At 68.9% G+C, this 13,887-nt stretch carries 10 protein-coding genes; 3 read left to right on the top strand and 7 right to left on the bottom strand.

Annotated elements, in window-relative coordinates; translation table 11 throughout:
• Nucleotides 1-6: 6 nt before the first annotated feature.
• On the top strand, nt 7-1,506 hold the full coding sequence (locus ACFYRY_RS15925; protein WP_389144908.1) for a hypothetical protein: 1,500 nt from the start codon (nt 7-9) through the stop codon (nt 1,504-1,506).
• Nucleotides 1,496-2,878, top strand: a complete 1,383-nt coding sequence (locus ACFYRY_RS15920) for a DUF4407 domain-containing protein (RefSeq protein WP_389144906.1) — start codon at nt 1,496-1,498, stop codon at nt 2,876-2,878. Before ACFYRY_RS15925 ends, ACFYRY_RS15920 begins: the two co-directional genes overlap by 11 nt.
• Nucleotides 2,879-2,984: 106 nt before the next feature.
• On the opposite strand, the gene ACFYRY_RS15915 is transcribed toward ACFYRY_RS15920, so the two are convergent.
• Nucleotides 2,985-4,025, bottom strand: a complete 1,041-nt coding sequence (locus ACFYRY_RS15915) for an NAD(P)-dependent alcohol dehydrogenase (protein WP_389144903.1) — start codon at nt 4,023-4,025, stop codon at nt 2,985-2,987.
• 173 nt (nt 4,026-4,198) lie between these two features.
• On the opposite strand from ACFYRY_RS15915, the gene ACFYRY_RS15910 reads away from it, so the two are divergent.
• Complete coding sequence (locus ACFYRY_RS15910; RefSeq protein WP_389144900.1) at nt 4,199-5,131, top strand: helix-turn-helix transcriptional regulator; 933 nt, start codon at nt 4,199-4,201, stop codon at nt 5,129-5,131.
• 61 nt (nt 5,132-5,192) lie between these two features.
• On the opposite strand, the gene ACFYRY_RS15905 is transcribed toward ACFYRY_RS15910, so the two are convergent.
• The 6 genes from ACFYRY_RS15905 to ACFYRY_RS15880 form a co-directional block, all read right to left on the bottom strand.
• Entirely contained in the window at nt 5,193-5,963 is a 771-nt protein-coding gene (locus ACFYRY_RS15905) for a group II truncated hemoglobin (RefSeq protein ID WP_389144897.1), read from the bottom strand.
• Nucleotides 5,964-6,064: 101 nt separating this feature from the next.
• Nucleotides 6,065-9,298 carry a S8 family serine peptidase gene (locus ACFYRY_RS15900; protein WP_389146249.1) on the bottom strand — a complete coding sequence of 1,078 codons (3,234 nt, stop codon included), beginning with the start codon at nt 9,296-9,298 and terminating at the stop codon, nt 6,065-6,067.
• Between the two features lie 286 nt (nt 9,299-9,584).
• A complete protein-coding gene (locus ACFYRY_RS15895) occupies nt 9,585-10,268 on the bottom strand; it encodes an ABC transporter ATP-binding protein (RefSeq protein ID WP_389144894.1) in 684 nt (227 codons plus the stop codon).
• A gap of 120 nt (nt 10,269-10,388) precedes the next feature.
• Nucleotides 10,389-11,840 (bottom strand): ABC transporter permease, encoded by a 1,452-nt coding sequence (locus tag ACFYRY_RS15890; RefSeq protein WP_389144891.1) that lies wholly within the window; start codon nt 11,838-11,840, stop codon nt 10,389-10,391.
• 135 nt (nt 11,841-11,975) lie between these two features.
• Nucleotides 11,976-13,229: an Ig-like domain-containing protein gene (locus ACFYRY_RS15885; RefSeq protein WP_389144888.1), complete on the bottom strand. Its 1,254-nt coding sequence runs from the start codon at nt 13,227-13,229 to the stop codon at nt 11,976-11,978.
• A gap of 220 nt (nt 13,230-13,449) precedes the next feature.
• A complete protein-coding gene (locus ACFYRY_RS15880; protein ID WP_389144885.1) occupies nt 13,450-13,788 on the bottom strand; it encodes a hypothetical protein in 339 nt (112 codons plus the stop codon).
• Nucleotides 13,789-13,887: the final 99 nt, after the last annotated feature.

Genomic DNA, 13,887 nt, shown 5'->3' with positions numbered 1-13,887 from the left:
GTACCGATGCGCGATGATTCACACCCCTCCTACCCCGTCGTGTCGAGCCGGCCGCTCGAACCCCCGGTCGCCCGCGGGTGGCGCGCCATCGGCTCGCCCCGACGTGAGCCGTCGGACCTGCCCCGGCTCGGCACCCACCAGGTCGCCGTGTACCGGGTCGGCGAGATGTGGGTCGAGAACCACGGAAGCCTCGACCTCCGATCGGACACGGCGGTCTCGGCCACCTCGGTGACCGTCGTGGACAAGCGGAGGAACGTCCCGGTCGAGGCCATGGTGACGGTGCCCTCCGCCGACTCCTCCGACTTCGCCGTACGGGTCCGCTTCCGGTGCACGGTGGACGACAGCGTCGCCCTGGTGCGTGAGGGGCCGGCGGACGCGGTCTCGGCCCTCACCTCCTACCTGCACGCCTGCCCCGGGCTGGTCGAGGAGGGCCTGGACCACGGCGTCGCCCAGGTCACCGAGGTGCGCAAGTGGCTGTCCGCCCGCGTCTCCGCCTTCTCCGTCACGCACCCGCCACGGCTGCCCGGGATGACGGCCGAGCTGGTCAGCGTGGACGTCCTCACGCCGTCCGAACTGCGCGAATTCCAGGCCAAGTTGGAGGAACTGGAGCGTCGCCGCAGGCAGGACGAGGTGGAGCAGGCGGTCGAGCAGGACCGCAAGGTGCGGGAACGCGAGTACCAGAATCAACTGGAGCTGCTGGACAAGCAGCACCAGGAGGAACTCCAACGACGCGAACTGGACGTCAGGCTCCAACTCGAAGAACAGCAGGCCGCGTACGAGCGTGAGCAGGAGGAGCTCGACGCCGGTCAGACGGCGAAGCTGGGCTCGCGCTGGGCCCTGCTGCGGGCCTATCGCCGGAAGGAACTGACGGCCGAGCAGCTGGCGGAACGCCTCGGGGTGGCCGAACGGGAGGCGCGGGAGGCCGCGGAGCGCCGGGACGAGACCGAACGGGCCCTGGTGGAGCGGCTGTCCACCCTGTGGCGTGAGGACCTGGTGCGCGACACCGAACGGGCCGACCGCCGCTGGGAGCTGAGGTGGCAGGAGAAGACCCGGATGCTGAACGCCAGGCGTGAGGAACTCCTGACCAAGGGCCAGGAGGAGCGCGAGGACCGTCTGCGGCGCGAACAGCACCAGCGCGAGGACTCACTGCGCAGGGAGCGCGACGAGCGGACGCGGGGCGATCGGCAGCAGGAGATGTACTACGAGCTGTACAAGCAGCTCATCCGCGAGGGCTACACCGACATGACTCCCGTGGACATTCGTGCGCTGCTGGACCGCATCATCGGCGCCAACCTCGACCCCGGCGCCCAGAGCCCGGACAAGCAGCTGGAGTCCGTACCGCCGCACGGCGAGGCGCAGCCGCCGACCGCGCCGGACGCGCCGGGCGACGGCACCCGCGCGGACCGGACCACGGAGGACGGCGAGGACGACGCCGCGTTCGGCGAGGACGACGAGAGCGACACCTTCGACATCGGCGACGTGGGCAGGGAAGAGCATGGGTACTGAACGACGCACACCCCCGGCCGGCGCGGGAGCCGAGAGCACCGACCGCGACGCCGCGCCCCCGCGTCGCGGACCGGGACGTCTGCTGCGGGGGCAGATCGGCGTGCACGAGCCGATCCTGGACCGGGTGCCGTCCGAGCGCGTCCTCTACAGCCGCTACGGCGGGATCGTCCTCGCGACGGCCCTGATGGGCGGGGTGTCGGTGTGTCTGGCCCTGGACTCCCTGCTCGGCGGGGCGCCGGTCTGGGCGCTGCTGGTGACCGGGACGATCTGGACGGTGTTCGTCTTCCTCGTCGACAGCTGGCTGGTCTCCGGCACGCACGGCAAGGTCACCGGCAACAGGCGCCGTGCCCTGCTGCCCCGCTTCCTGCTGTCGCTCCTGCTGGGGCTGGCCCTGGCCGAGCCGCTGCTGTTCCAGGTGTTCGCCCCGGAGATGGACAAGTACCTGGCCCAGGAGCGGGAGGAGACGGCGCAGGTCTACTACCGGAACCTGCTGCGCTGCAATCCCGCCGACGGCACCTCGACCGAGGACCGACCGGACTGCGCGAAGGCCCAGCTGGGGGTCCATGGCTCACCCGCGACGCTGCGGACCCAGATCTCCGCGGTCGAGGAGCAGCTGGCGAAGCTGAGCGGGCACATCGACGCGGTCGACAAGCAGCAGGCGAAGCTGGAGGCCACGTCCAACGAGCTGTGCAGCCGGAAGAACTACATCTACGTCAACGGCGGCCGGGACATCACCCAGCAGTGCCGGATCGCCCGCGCGGACGCCCAGACCTATCGGGACGGGAACAACGTCGACAAGGACCGGACGGCCGCCACCAGCCTGCGGTCCCGGATCGACACACTGACCAGCGGGGTGAAGCCGGCCACGGAGGAGTACCGGGCCAAGGTCCTGGACGCGGCGCAGGCCAAACGCGAGGCCAAGGAACGGGAACTGCGCGCGACCGGCCTGCTCGACCGGGCGGAGGCCCTGTGGGCGGTCATGACCAGCGCCTTCTACCCGTGCTTCCTCGGCGTCGTGCTGCACCTGCTGCTGCTCGTGCTGGACTCCCTGCCGGTCCTGGCGAAGCTGATGGGCGGCGTCACCCGCTACGACCGCCTGCTGCACCGCCACCTGGAGAGCGTGGAGCGCATGTACGAGGTGGAGCGACGCTCGGTCGAGGACCGGCACCGTGCGGGTCTGGAGCACCGGCTGGCCGTGGAGCGAGCTCGCAACGCCGAGGACCGGGAGGCGGTCGAACACGAACTGGCGCAGGCCCGGGCCCGCCGTGAGTCCGAGCGTCGCGCCCTGATCGACAGCCTGACCGCGCAACTGGTCGGTGAGGACATCACCATGGCCCCGACGATCCCCGCCCCTGGTTTCGCCGGACGATGACGCGGCCGAGCCGAGGCCGACCACCTGGTCGGGGGCGCTGCGGCAGCGTAGGGCGGCACGCTGAAGGCCCCGGCACACCGCCGGGGCCCATCAGTCGGGGTACGGCTCAGATGGTCGCCGTGTCGATCACGAAGCGGTACCGCACGTCGCTCGCCAGGACCCGCTCGTACGCCTCGTTGATCTCGGACGCGGCGATCAGCTCGATCTCGGCGCCGATGCCGTGCTCGGCGCAGAAGTCCAGCATCTCCTGGGTCTCGGCGATGCCGCCGATCATCGAACCGGCGAGGGTCTTGTTGCCGCCGATGAGGGAGAACAGGTTGAGGGCGACGGGCTCCTCCGGGGCGCCCACGTTCACCAGGGCACCGCCCGTCTTGAGCAGGCTCAGGTAGGCGCCGAAGTCCAGGGGCGCCGAGACCGTGGAGACGATGAGGTCGAAGGAGCCGGCGAGCTCCTTGAAGGTGTTCTCGTCGCTGGTCGCGTAGTAGTGGTCGGCGCCCAGCTTCAGGCCGTCGTCCTTCTTGCGCAGGGTCTGGGACAGGACGGTCACCTCGGCGCCCAGCGCGTGCGCGATCTTGACGCCCATGTGGCCGAGGCCGCCCAGGCCGATCACGGCGACCTTCTTGCCGGGGCCCGCACCCCACTGCTTCAGCGGGGAGTACGTGGTGATGCCGGCGCACAGGAGCGGGGCGGCCTCGTCGAGGGCCAGGCCCTCGGGAATGCGGACGACGAAGTTCTCGGCGACGACGACCTTCTCCGAGTAGCCGCCGTAGGTGGGCTCGCCGTCCTTGCCGATGCCGTTGTACGTGGGGACGTTGCCCTGCGTGCAGTGCTGCTCGACGCCGGCCTTGCAGTTCTCGCACTCGCCGCAGGAGTCGACCATGCAGCCGACGCCCACGCGGTCGCCGACCTTGAACTTGGTCACACCGGGGCCGACCTCGGACACGATGCCCGCGATCTCGTGGCCCGGGACCATCGGGAAGATCGCCTCACCCCAGCCCTCCCTGGCCTGGTGGATGTCGGAGTGACATATACCGGCGAACTTGATGTCGATCAGTACATCGAACTCGCGGACCGCGCGGCGCTCGATGGTGGTGCGCTCCAGCGGAGCCTTGGCGGCCGGGACGGCGTACGCAGCAACAGTGGTCATGCCGGGTTTCTCTCCTTGCTAGGGGTCCGTGCCCGGCTGCCTTTCCGGCCGGGCACGACGTCCAGCGTGCCCGATCGCGCGATGTTCACCCAGGCCTCCGCTTTGCGTACGTCCAGTGGTCCTACTACTGACGGGGTCAGGCTGGTGTGCGTACGACCGGGAATACTTGAGGCATGGACAAACACCCCGACCCCGTTCCGGAGCCCGTGGGCGGGACGCCCGGCGGGGCGCTGGACCGTCGTGCCGAGCTCAGCGAGTTCCTGCGTACCCGGCGGGCCCGGCTGAAGCCGCAGGACGTGGGGCTGCCGGACTTCGGGCGCCACCGGCGGGTGCCGGGGCTGCGCCGGGAGGAGCTGGCGCAGCTGGCCGGCGTGTCCGTGGCGTATTACACACGCCTGGAGCAGGGCAACGGACAAAACGTTTCGGCGGAGGTTCTCGACGCCATCGCCCGGGCGCTGCGGCTCACCGACGCCGAGCACGCGCACCTCACGCATCTGGCGAAGCCGAAGCCGTCCAAGAAGAAGCCGGCCGCCCGTACCCAGCAGGTCCGGGGGACGCTGCGGACGCTGCTTGACTCGATGGACGGCGTTCCGGCGTACATCGTGGGACGGCACTCGGACATCCTGGTCTGGAACCGGATGGCCGCGGCCGTGTTCGGCGACTGGGCGGAGCTGCCGCCGCAGGAGCGGAACTGGGCGCGGCTGGTGTTCCTGCGGCCCGAGTACCGCGATCTGTTCGAGGACAGCGAGCAGAAGGCGATCGACATCGTCTGCGGGCTGCGCATGGAAGCCGGCCGTTATCCGGATGATCCCCGGCTGTCCGCGCTGGTGGGCGAGCTCTCCGTGAAGAGCGAGGAGTTCCGGCGGCTGTGGGCCACCCACGACGTCAAGGAGAAGAGCCACGGCGTCAAGCGACTGCGTCATCCGCTCGTCGGAAACCTCGATCTCAACTTCGAGTCGTTCCGCCTGACCGACGACCAGGAGCAGGGTCTGGTGACGTACCACGCCGAGCCGGGCTCCCCGTCGGCGGAGGCGCTACGGCTCCTCGCGAGCTGGGGCGCGGACGCGACGCGCGCGGGGACGGGGTCGTCGGCACCGTCCGCCTGAGGGCGCGGCGCCCCCGTCACCAGGCGCCGCGACCGTGCCGGCCCGGTCCCGGCGGTCCGCGTCAGCCCTGGTACGGCGGCGCCGCCCCCCAGTTCCACTTCGGTACCGGCTGTTCGGCCGGCGGCTTGGCGTCCGGGCCGGAGAAGTGCACCGCGAGCCGGGTGCCCCACTCCACATAGGCCAGGAAGGCGGAGCGGAACTCGGCGTCGGTCGGCAGGTCCGCCTCGTCCGCCGCGTCCTGGATCAGGTTCACCCAGCGGCGGCGCTGGGCCTCGGTGATGCCCCGGCCCATGTGTGTGGCGACCATGTGGCCGTGGCCGCCCTGCGTCTCGGAGTAGCCGGGCGGGCCGCCGAAGACCTCGGCGAGCCACAGGGCCACATGCTGGGCGTGCTCAGGGGCGAGGCCCTCGAACATCGGCGCGAGGAGTTCGTCGTGCCGGACCTTGTCGTAGAAGACCGTGGTCAGGCGGGCGAAGGCGTCCGGGCCGCCCGCCCAGGCGTAGAGGGTGGGGACCGCGGAGCCGGTGCCGCGGACCGTGGTGGGGGTGTAGTGGCGCATCTCCTGGATGTTCGGGATGTACGGGCGGATCTCGGCAAGGAAGTCGGCAAACAGTTCGGACTCGCGGAAACCCTTGAGGTGGTCCTCGGTGGAGGTCCAGGTGATGCGCAGGACGAAGTGCTCGAAGTCCTCCTCGCAGCGCGCCAGTTCGTAGTCGACGCATTGGGGCGCCGCCGCCAGCAGGGCCGCGGCGCGGGTGTAGGCGGACAGGAACTCCGCCGACTGCTCTTCGGGGATGCGGTACCGGATGTACTCGACCGTCTGAGTCGTCATGCGCCCACAGAAACACGAGAGGCCCGCCGGAGGCTGCACCTCCGGCGGGCCTTTCGCTCAGCGCTCAACGAGCCCGCGAGCTACTTTCCGTAGTACGAGATCTACTTCCCGTAGTACGCGTTGTAGATCGAGATCGTCGCCTTGTTGCCCTTCTTGTCCGCGATCTTGGCGTGGAAGGAGATGGCCTTCCCCGCCGCCGGGTTCTTCGCGGTGATCTTGCCGTGCTTGACCTCGACCTTCTTCCAGGTCTGGCCGTAGTCGTACGACACGTACACCGCCAGGGACTTAAGGTTGGAGCCCTTGGCCGCGCCGACGACGCTGACCGGGATCGTCATCGTCTGGCCGGCCTTGACCCTGCTGTCCAGCCCCGTCTTGGCGTTGAAGCGGGCCGTGGAGACCGGCAGCTTGGTGATGTCGTTGCCGGACGGCTTCTTCGAGCGGAAGGTCCAGCTCGCGTCGATCCGGGTGGAGGCGGCGGCGACCTTGACGCTCCGCTTGACCGAGGAGGTCAGCTTGTACTCGGCGTCACCGGCCGGGACAGTGAAGCCCGTGCCGGTCAGCGGGTCGTCGTTGGTGCCGACCTTGGTGCCGTTGCGGTACAGGGACGTGGCCGCCGAGGTGAAGACCGAGGCGCCGTCGTGCCCGGCCCCGTCGGCGAACAGCGACAGCGCGCCGTAGATGGTGTTGCCCTCGCGGTAGACCCCGTTGTCCGCGTTGATCGTCGGACCGAAGACCGCCGTGTTGAAGGTCTTGGTGTACTTCTGGGCCTTCTTGAAGGTCTGCGGGTCGCCCAGCGTGTAGTACGCGTCGGTGATCGGGAAGCCGTCCGCGTCCTTGCCCGCGTACTGCTGGAAGTCGAAGCCCCACTGGATCTTGTCGGCGGTCGAGACGTGCACGGTGCGCGACCCCGGCAGCTTCTGCTCCACCGGCATACCGATGACCGCATCCTCGGGGAACAGCCCCCAGGGGGCGACCGCTCCGGTCTTGCCGGAGGCAGCGGCGCCCAGGTTGTTCTTCACCGTGGCGAGCTCGCTCGCCTTGAAGTGACGGACCTTGTCACCCTGGATCTTCTTGACCTTGGCGGTGGTGGCCACGTCGTACTCGGTGTTCGCGCCCTTGGTCCACTGGCCGTTCCAGGTCTGCGACAGACCGGTGGCCTCCGCGCCCAGGTGGGCCATGCGCAGGTTGGCGAAGGTGTCGAGGCCGACGGCGATGCCGACGCCCGAGGGCTCGTGGAAGTAGTCGGCCATCGCGCTGATCTGCTTGGCCTGCGCGTCCGGCACCGTGATGTCGGCCGACTTGGTCTTGCGGGCGTCGAACGTCACCGAGGTGTTCTTGGTGAGGTTCAGCTTCGGCTGGACCAGCCAGTCGAGGCCGCCCTTGAAGTCCACGAAGTCCTTCGCGATCCAGGCGTCCATCAGGTAGGTGCCCTTGGGCAGCCGCAGCGTGGTGGTGCCGGAGGCGTCCACCGGGGTCTGGTAGCTGCGGCCGTTGGCGAGGCCCGAGTAGGCGAAGAATACGGTGTCGTAGCTGTCCGTCGGCTTGCCGTCCCGGCCGATGTGCTTGACCTTGACGTCGTACGACTCCACCTCACGGTTGACCGCAGCGGCCGTACGGATGCTCTGGCCGTCTCCGGTCGCCGTCACGTACGCGGAGTACGCGCCGTCGAGCGTGCCGCCCAGCTTGGTGTTGACGGTGACGTTCACGGACGCCGTGCCGCCCGCCGGGACGGTCACCTTGGTCGCGCCGAGCTTGAAGAAGCCCGCCGGAGCCGCCTGGCCCTTGGGGTTGGTGGCGGTCACGCCGAGGGTGAGCGTGACGTCCTTGGTGCCGAGGTTGCGGTACGTCAGCGGCTTGGTGTCCGGCTTGTCGTCGGTGTGCGGCCACTGCTGCGTGCCGAAGCCCACCGACACCGGGTCGGCGATCACGGTCTGCTTGATGGCCTTGTCGACCTGGATCCGGCCCGAACCCTGCTGGAAGGGGGTGTACTTGCCGCCCTTGGTGGACGCGGTCAGCGCGCCCTTCAGTTCGGCGTACTTCCAGTCCGGGTGCTGCTGCTTGAGGATCGCCGCGGCGCCCGCGACATGCGGGGTCGCCATCGACGTACCGGAGATGGTCAGGTAGCCGGCCGGCTTCTCGCCGACCTCCTGCTCGATCACGCTGCCCTTGGCGGACGCGGCCGTGATGTCCACGCCCGGCGCGGTGACGTCCGGCTTGATCGCGCCGTCGCCGACCCGCGGGCCCGTCGAGGAGAAGTCGGCCAGCTTGTCCTTGTCGTCGACCGCGCCGACGGTGAGCGCGGCGTCCGCGCTGCCCGGCGAACCGACCGATTCGGGGCCGGAGTTGCCGGCCGCGATCGCGAAGAGGATCCCCTTCTCGGCGGACAGCTTGTTGACCTCCGCCTCCAGCGGGTCGATCTCCGGCGTGTCCCCGCCGCCGAGGCTGAGGTTGACGACGTCGGCGCCCTGCGCGGCCGCCCACTCCATGCCGGCCAGGATGCCGGAGTCGTCGCCGGAGCCGGTGTCGTCGAGGACCTTGCCGCTGAGGATCCGCGCGCCGGGCGCGACACCCTTGTACTTGCCGCCGGACTTGGCTCCGGTGCCCGCCGCGATGGACGCGACATGGGTGCCGTGGCCGAAGTGGTCCTTGGCGTCGGCGGCCGTGGAGAAGTTCTTGGACTCGATCACCTGGGACTTCAGGTCCGGGTGGGTCGCGTCGACACCCGTGTCCAGGACGGCGATCTTGACGCCCTTGCCGTCGTAACCGGCCGCCCACGCCTTGGGGGCGCCGATCTGCGGCACGGACTTGTCGAGGGAGGCCTTGCGGACTCCGTCGAGCCAGACGTGCGCGACACCGGAGGCCGTCTTGTCGCCGTTGGTGACCGCGTCCCACAGTTCGGGCGTGTCCTGCTGCGGCGTCTGCACGGCGTCCGCGTTCAGGGACTTCAGGGTCCGGCGCAAGGTGCCCGCGTCCCGCACCTCGGCCTTGGTGGCGGTCGCGGCTCCCCGGTAGCCGACGATGACCTTCAGGCCGTTCTTCTGGGAAGTACGGGTCGCCGACTTGTTGAGCTCGGTGATGTCGAAGAGCCGCTGGTCGAGCTTGCCGGTCGCGATCAGCCGGGCCGCGTCGGCCGGTATCACGAGCGTGTGCCCGAACGCCTTGCGGATCTGGACGGGTATGTGGCCGCGCCCCTTCGCCCGCTCCAGGCCGACCACGCGGCCCTTGGAGTCGACGGAGACACGGTCACCCGTGATGAGGGTGATGCGGTGGTGGGACGAGAGCGAGGCAGCGCCGGTCGCGCGCTGCTCGGGCTCCGCCGACGCCGGGCTGGTCATGCCCGCGGCGAGAGCGATGGCCGCAGCCGTGGCGACCGAGGCCGCGCACGCTCTTTTCACTTGTCTGTGCAAGATTCCCCCTTGCAGAAGATCCGGGTGAATTCCCCGATTCACCCGGGCGGGGGAAACCTCGCACCCATGTGCGCACACCCCCCGGAACACGCAGTATGCCGGGGGGCGTTCAGATGGCTCAATACACAGGGAGCCGACAGGATGGCTCTGTTACACGATCGTCGGGGAAGCGCATGTCCTCGGCCACCACAAGCGCTCCTGTCCGAAATCCCCCTCAGGGAGCGGCGTTCTCCTTCACCGTGATCCGTCCCTTGCGGATCGTGGCCACGCGGGGGGCCTTCCTGGCGATCGCGGAGTCATGCGTGACCATGACAAAGGTCAGCCCGAGCTCCTTCCACATGCGTTCGAGTACGTCCATGATCTCGTCGCGCATCGACTCGTCGAGGTTGCCCGTGGGTTCGTCGGCGAGCAGCACCTTCGGCTGCTTGACCAACGCGCGGGCGATGGCGACCCGCTGCTGCTGGCCGCCGGACATCTCGCCGGGCAGATGCCCCAGCCGTTCGCCCAGCCCGACCGACCTGAGCGCCTCGGCGGCCTTCTCGCGCCGCTCCTTCGCCTTCACCCCCAGGGGTACGAGGGCGGTCTCGACGTTCTCCTGCGCGGTCAGCGTCGGGATCAGGTTGAAGCTCTGGAAGACGAAGCCGATGTTCTCGCTGCGGACCCTGGTCAGGCGGGTCTCGGAGAGCCTGGCCATGTCGGTGCCGTCGAGGACGACTTCGCCGGAGGTCGGCCGGTCCAGACCGCCGAGCATCTGCAGCAGGGTGGACTTGCCGCCGCCGGTGGGGCCCTGGATGACGAGACGGTCGCCGTCCGCGATGGTGAGGTCGACTCCGTCGAGGGCGACGACGGTCTCCTTGCCCCGGGTGTAGCGCTTGGTGACGCTTCTGAGTTCGTACATGGTGATGGCTCCTGGGTGGGATCGGGGGGTGGCGCGGGCTGCCGTACGACTGACGAGTGGTGAAGGCCGGTCGCGGCGTCGCACCTCGACAGCCCCCGCCCTTTCGGCGGGTGAGTGCCGCTACTCGACGCGTCGCAGAGCGTCCGCCGGGCGCAGCCGGGACGCGCGCCAGCCGCCGAACGCGCCCGCGATCAGGCCGCCCGCGACCGCCAGGGCCACCGCGATCACCACCGTGGTGGCGTTCACCGGCGCGGTCAGGGCCACGTCGAGGGTCTTCTGCGCCGCCCGGCCGGGGCCACCGAAGCCGCCCCCGCCGGTACCGCCTCCGCCGCCTCCGCCCAACTGCGCCTGCAACGTGGGGCTGATGGCCGTCACCACATACGCTCCCGCCAGGCCCAGCGCGATGCCCAGCGCGCCGCCCAGCAGCCCGTTGACCATCGCCTCACCGACGACCTGCCGGGTCACCCGGCCGGACTTCCAGCCCAGCGCCTTCAACGTGCCGAACTCCCGCACCCGGCGCGACACCGCCGAGGAGGTCAGCAGCCCGGCCACCAGGAACGCGGCGATGAGCACCGCGATCGACAGCCACTTGCCGACGCTGGTGGCGAGGGAGGACGCGGTCGACAGGGAGCCGGACACGGTGTCCGCGAGGTCCGCGGAGGTCGTCACCGTCGTACCCGAGACGTTCTTCTGGATCGCGGACTTGACGCTGTCGATCTGCTGCGAGTCGCTCGCCCGGACGTAGACCGTGGTGACCTTGTTCTTGGAGTCGCTGAGCGTCTGCGCCTGGGTGAGCGGGATGTAGAGGTTGGCGGCCGAGTCACCGCTGTCCGCCGTCGCGACTCCGATGACCTTGTACTTGACGCTCTTGATGGTGACCGTGCTGCCGACCTTGAGCTTCTTCTCCTTGGCGTACGCCGAGTCGACGACGGCGACCTTGGCGTCGGTCTCCGACGAAGTGAACGTACGACCGCTGGTGATTTTGGAGGAGGTCAGCGGGCCGAGGGCCGGCTCGGTGACGTCGGTGCCGTAGACGGAGTAGTTGTCGACGTCGAAGTTGGCGCCGCCGCCCTGCACTTCGCCCTGCGGCTGGCCCGTGCCGCCGCCCTGGCCGCCGGGAGCGCCCTGTTGGTCGCCGCCCTCGCCCTGCTGGACCTGGCCGCGGGTGAACTGGCCGTTGACCTTGATGACTTGCAGGCTCAGGCCGCCCACGGCGTCCGAGACGCCGGTCTGCCGGCCGACCTTGGTGACGGTCGCGGTGGAGAGCGTCTGGAAGCCCTGCACCACGACCCGGTCGGTGCTCTGTTCCGCGTCGGAGCCGTTGTCCTGGGCGTCGAACTGGAAGCGAGGCCGGTCCGAGGCACTGGCCTGCGGCTGGGCCGCCTTGGTGACGGTCATGTCGGTGCCCAGCCCGTAGAGGGACTGGAGAACTTTGTCCTGGGCCTTGCCCATGCCGGAGGACACGGAATTGACCACGATGACCAGCGCGATACCCAGCGCGAGTCCGGAGGCGACGACAAGGGCCGCTTTTCTCCGGCGGCGCAGCTCGCGCCTGAGGTAGGTGAAGAACATGGCCGCAAGCTAGGTACACCGCGTGATGACTGGATAAGGCGGACATAAGAGAAGGATGAGAAGTCTTGGGGCGGCCCCGGAAACACCGATGCCGCCCCTGGGGGCGGCATCGGAAAGCTGTGGACTCCGGGTCGGTCAGACCGCCGAACCGGCCTTCCAGTCGGCCCAGCTCATGTTCCAGCCGTTGAGGCCGTTGTCCGGGGCGACGGTCTTGTCGCCGGTGTTCTGCACGACCACGACGTCACCGAGGATCGAGTTGTTGTACATCCACGCGGCGGGCGTGTTCGGGTCGTTGGCACCCTTGGTGTCCGACAGGCCCACACAGCCGTGGCTGGTGTTGACGCTGCCGAAGATGGACTTCGCGCCCCAGTAGTTACCGTGCAGGAAGGTGCCGGAGCTCGTCAGCCGGATGGCGTGCGGCACGTCCTTGATGTCGTACTCGCCCTTGCCGTCGTCGTCGGTGAAGCCCACGGTCGCGCCGTTCATGCGCGTCTCCTTGAACTTCTCCGACATCACCATGATGCCTTCGTACGTCTTGTTGTCCGGCGAACCGGCCGAGATCGGGATGGTCTTGACGGTCTCGCCGTTGTGCGTGATCTTCATCTGCTTGGTCTTCGCGTCGACGTACGAGACCTGGTTACGGCCGATCTTGAAGGTGACCGTCTTCTGCTGGACGCCGTAGACACCGGAGGCGCCCTCGACACCGTCGAGCGCGAGCTTCAGGGTGACGGTGGAGTTCTCCTTCCAGTACTCGTCGGGCCGGCAGTCCATGCGCTGGGTGTTGAACCAGTGGCAGACGACTTCCTGGCCGCTGGTGGTGGAGACGGTGATGCCCTTCTGGACGGCCGCCTTGTTGGTGATCGCCTTGTCGAAGTTGATCGACACGGGCATACCGACACCGACGGTGGAGCCGTCGTCCGGGGTGAAGGTGCCGATGAAGCTGTTCTTCGGGGACACCGTGGTGAAGGAGGCGTTCTCGTGGGCGACGCGCCCGTCGGAGTCCTTCGCCTCCGCCGTCAGCTTGTAGGTGGTGGACCGCTCCAGCTGGACACTGGGCTTCCAGCTGGTCTTGTCCGCAGATATCTGGCCGCTGACCGCAGTGCCCTCGGAGGTCGTCATCGCCACGTCGGTGAGCGTGCCCTTGCTCACCTTGACGGCGGCGGAGTTGTTGATGGACGCGTTGTCCGAGCCGTCCTTGGGCGTGATGGTGATCTGGGCCTCGGAGGTCTTCTTGGCCGCCGCCTCATCGACCTTGGACTGCGAACTGTCGCTGCCGCCGTCGCTTCCCGAGGCGTCGTCGCCGCCACCGGAACACGCCGAGAGCACGAGCACTCCGCCGAGCAGTGCGGACGCCATCGTCAGGCCCCTGCGCCGCTTGCTGTCCGTCATCACACGCTTCTCCATCGCTGCCGAATCCCCTGAACCCCGAGAGTCCCCGTCAATCAAACTTCAACGCTACGACCGGTTCGTCCCGTTCCACATTCCTCCCAGGTGTGGGGCACACCACGTCTGCCGTGACATCTGGTGCGGGTGTCGGTCCGTGCGCCCCGTGAGACGAGAAAACCCCGGGCGGCGGTTGCCGCCCGGGGCCATGTTTCCCCAAGCGCGCTCAGCCTGTCGCCTCTTCGTCCTCGTCGCCATCATCCTCGTCGAGGTCCCAGTCCGGCGAATCCGGGTCGTAGTCGATCTCCTCGCTGGACCAGGAGGCCTGCGCGAGTTCCACCCCCGGCACCTCCTTGACCAGGTCGAACGGGTCCACGAGGTAGGCGAGGGCCTCCGCGGTGTCTTCCGTCACAGCGCTCTCGGCGTGCGCCCGCTCCTCGGCCGGCAAGTCCGGGTCGGCCGAGATCCGTCCCAGCGCGGCCCCGGTGACGGCGCCCGCGTCACCGACCTCGAGGACAAGTTCCACCTGAAGGCGTACAAACCGTGATGTCTCTGCAGTGCTCATGCCCGGAGAGTACGACTCAATCCTCCCGTGACTTTCCCGTGACCCGCGAATTTCACTAACATCGCTCCACACGGCCAATTCGCCAGCACCACAAGGGGA

Origin of the sequence: Streptomyces sp. NPDC005263 (assembly GCF_042872365.1) — a bacterium.
Taxonomy (GTDB): Bacteria; Actinomycetota; Actinomycetes; order Streptomycetales; family Streptomycetaceae; genus Streptomyces.
This window is presented reverse-complemented; position numbering and strand designations above follow the sequence as displayed.

What these genes read in the sequence shown, in the direction of transcription:
- ACFYRY_RS15925 (WP_389144908.1), top strand. Translation starts at nt 7, where the DNA reads ATGCGCGATGATTCACACCCCTCCTACCCCGTCGTGTCGAGCCGGCCG.
- ACFYRY_RS15920 (WP_389144906.1), top strand. Translation starts at nt 1,496, where the DNA reads ATGGGTACTGAACGACGCACACCCCCGGCCGGCGCGGGAGCCGAGAGC.
- ACFYRY_RS15915 (WP_389144903.1), bottom strand. Translation starts at nt 4,025, where the DNA reads ATGACCACTGTTGCTGCGTACGCCGTCCCGGCCGCCAAGGCTCCGCTG.
- ACFYRY_RS15910 (WP_389144900.1), top strand. Translation starts at nt 4,199, where the DNA reads ATGGACAAACACCCCGACCCCGTTCCGGAGCCCGTGGGCGGGACGCCC.
- ACFYRY_RS15905 (WP_389144897.1), bottom strand. Translation starts at nt 5,963, where the DNA reads ATGACGACTCAGACGGTCGAGTACATCCGGTACCGCATCCCCGAAGAG.
- ACFYRY_RS15900 (WP_389146249.1), bottom strand. Translation starts at nt 9,298, where the DNA reads ATGACCAGCCCGGCGTCGGCGGAGCCCGAGCAGCGCGCGACCGGCGCT.
- ACFYRY_RS15895 (WP_389144894.1), bottom strand. Translation starts at nt 10,268, where the DNA reads ATGTACGAACTCAGAAGCGTCACCAAGCGCTACACCCGGGGCAAGGAG.
- ACFYRY_RS15890 (WP_389144891.1), bottom strand. Translation starts at nt 11,840, where the DNA reads ATGTTCTTCACCTACCTCAGGCGCGAGCTGCGCCGCCGGAGAAAAGCG.
- ACFYRY_RS15885 (WP_389144888.1), bottom strand. Translation starts at nt 13,229, where the DNA reads ATGACGGACAGCAAGCGGCGCAGGGGCCTGACGATGGCGTCCGCACTG.
- ACFYRY_RS15880 (WP_389144885.1), bottom strand. Translation starts at nt 13,788, where the DNA reads ATGAGCACTGCAGAGACATCACGGTTTGTACGCCTTCAGGTGGAACTT.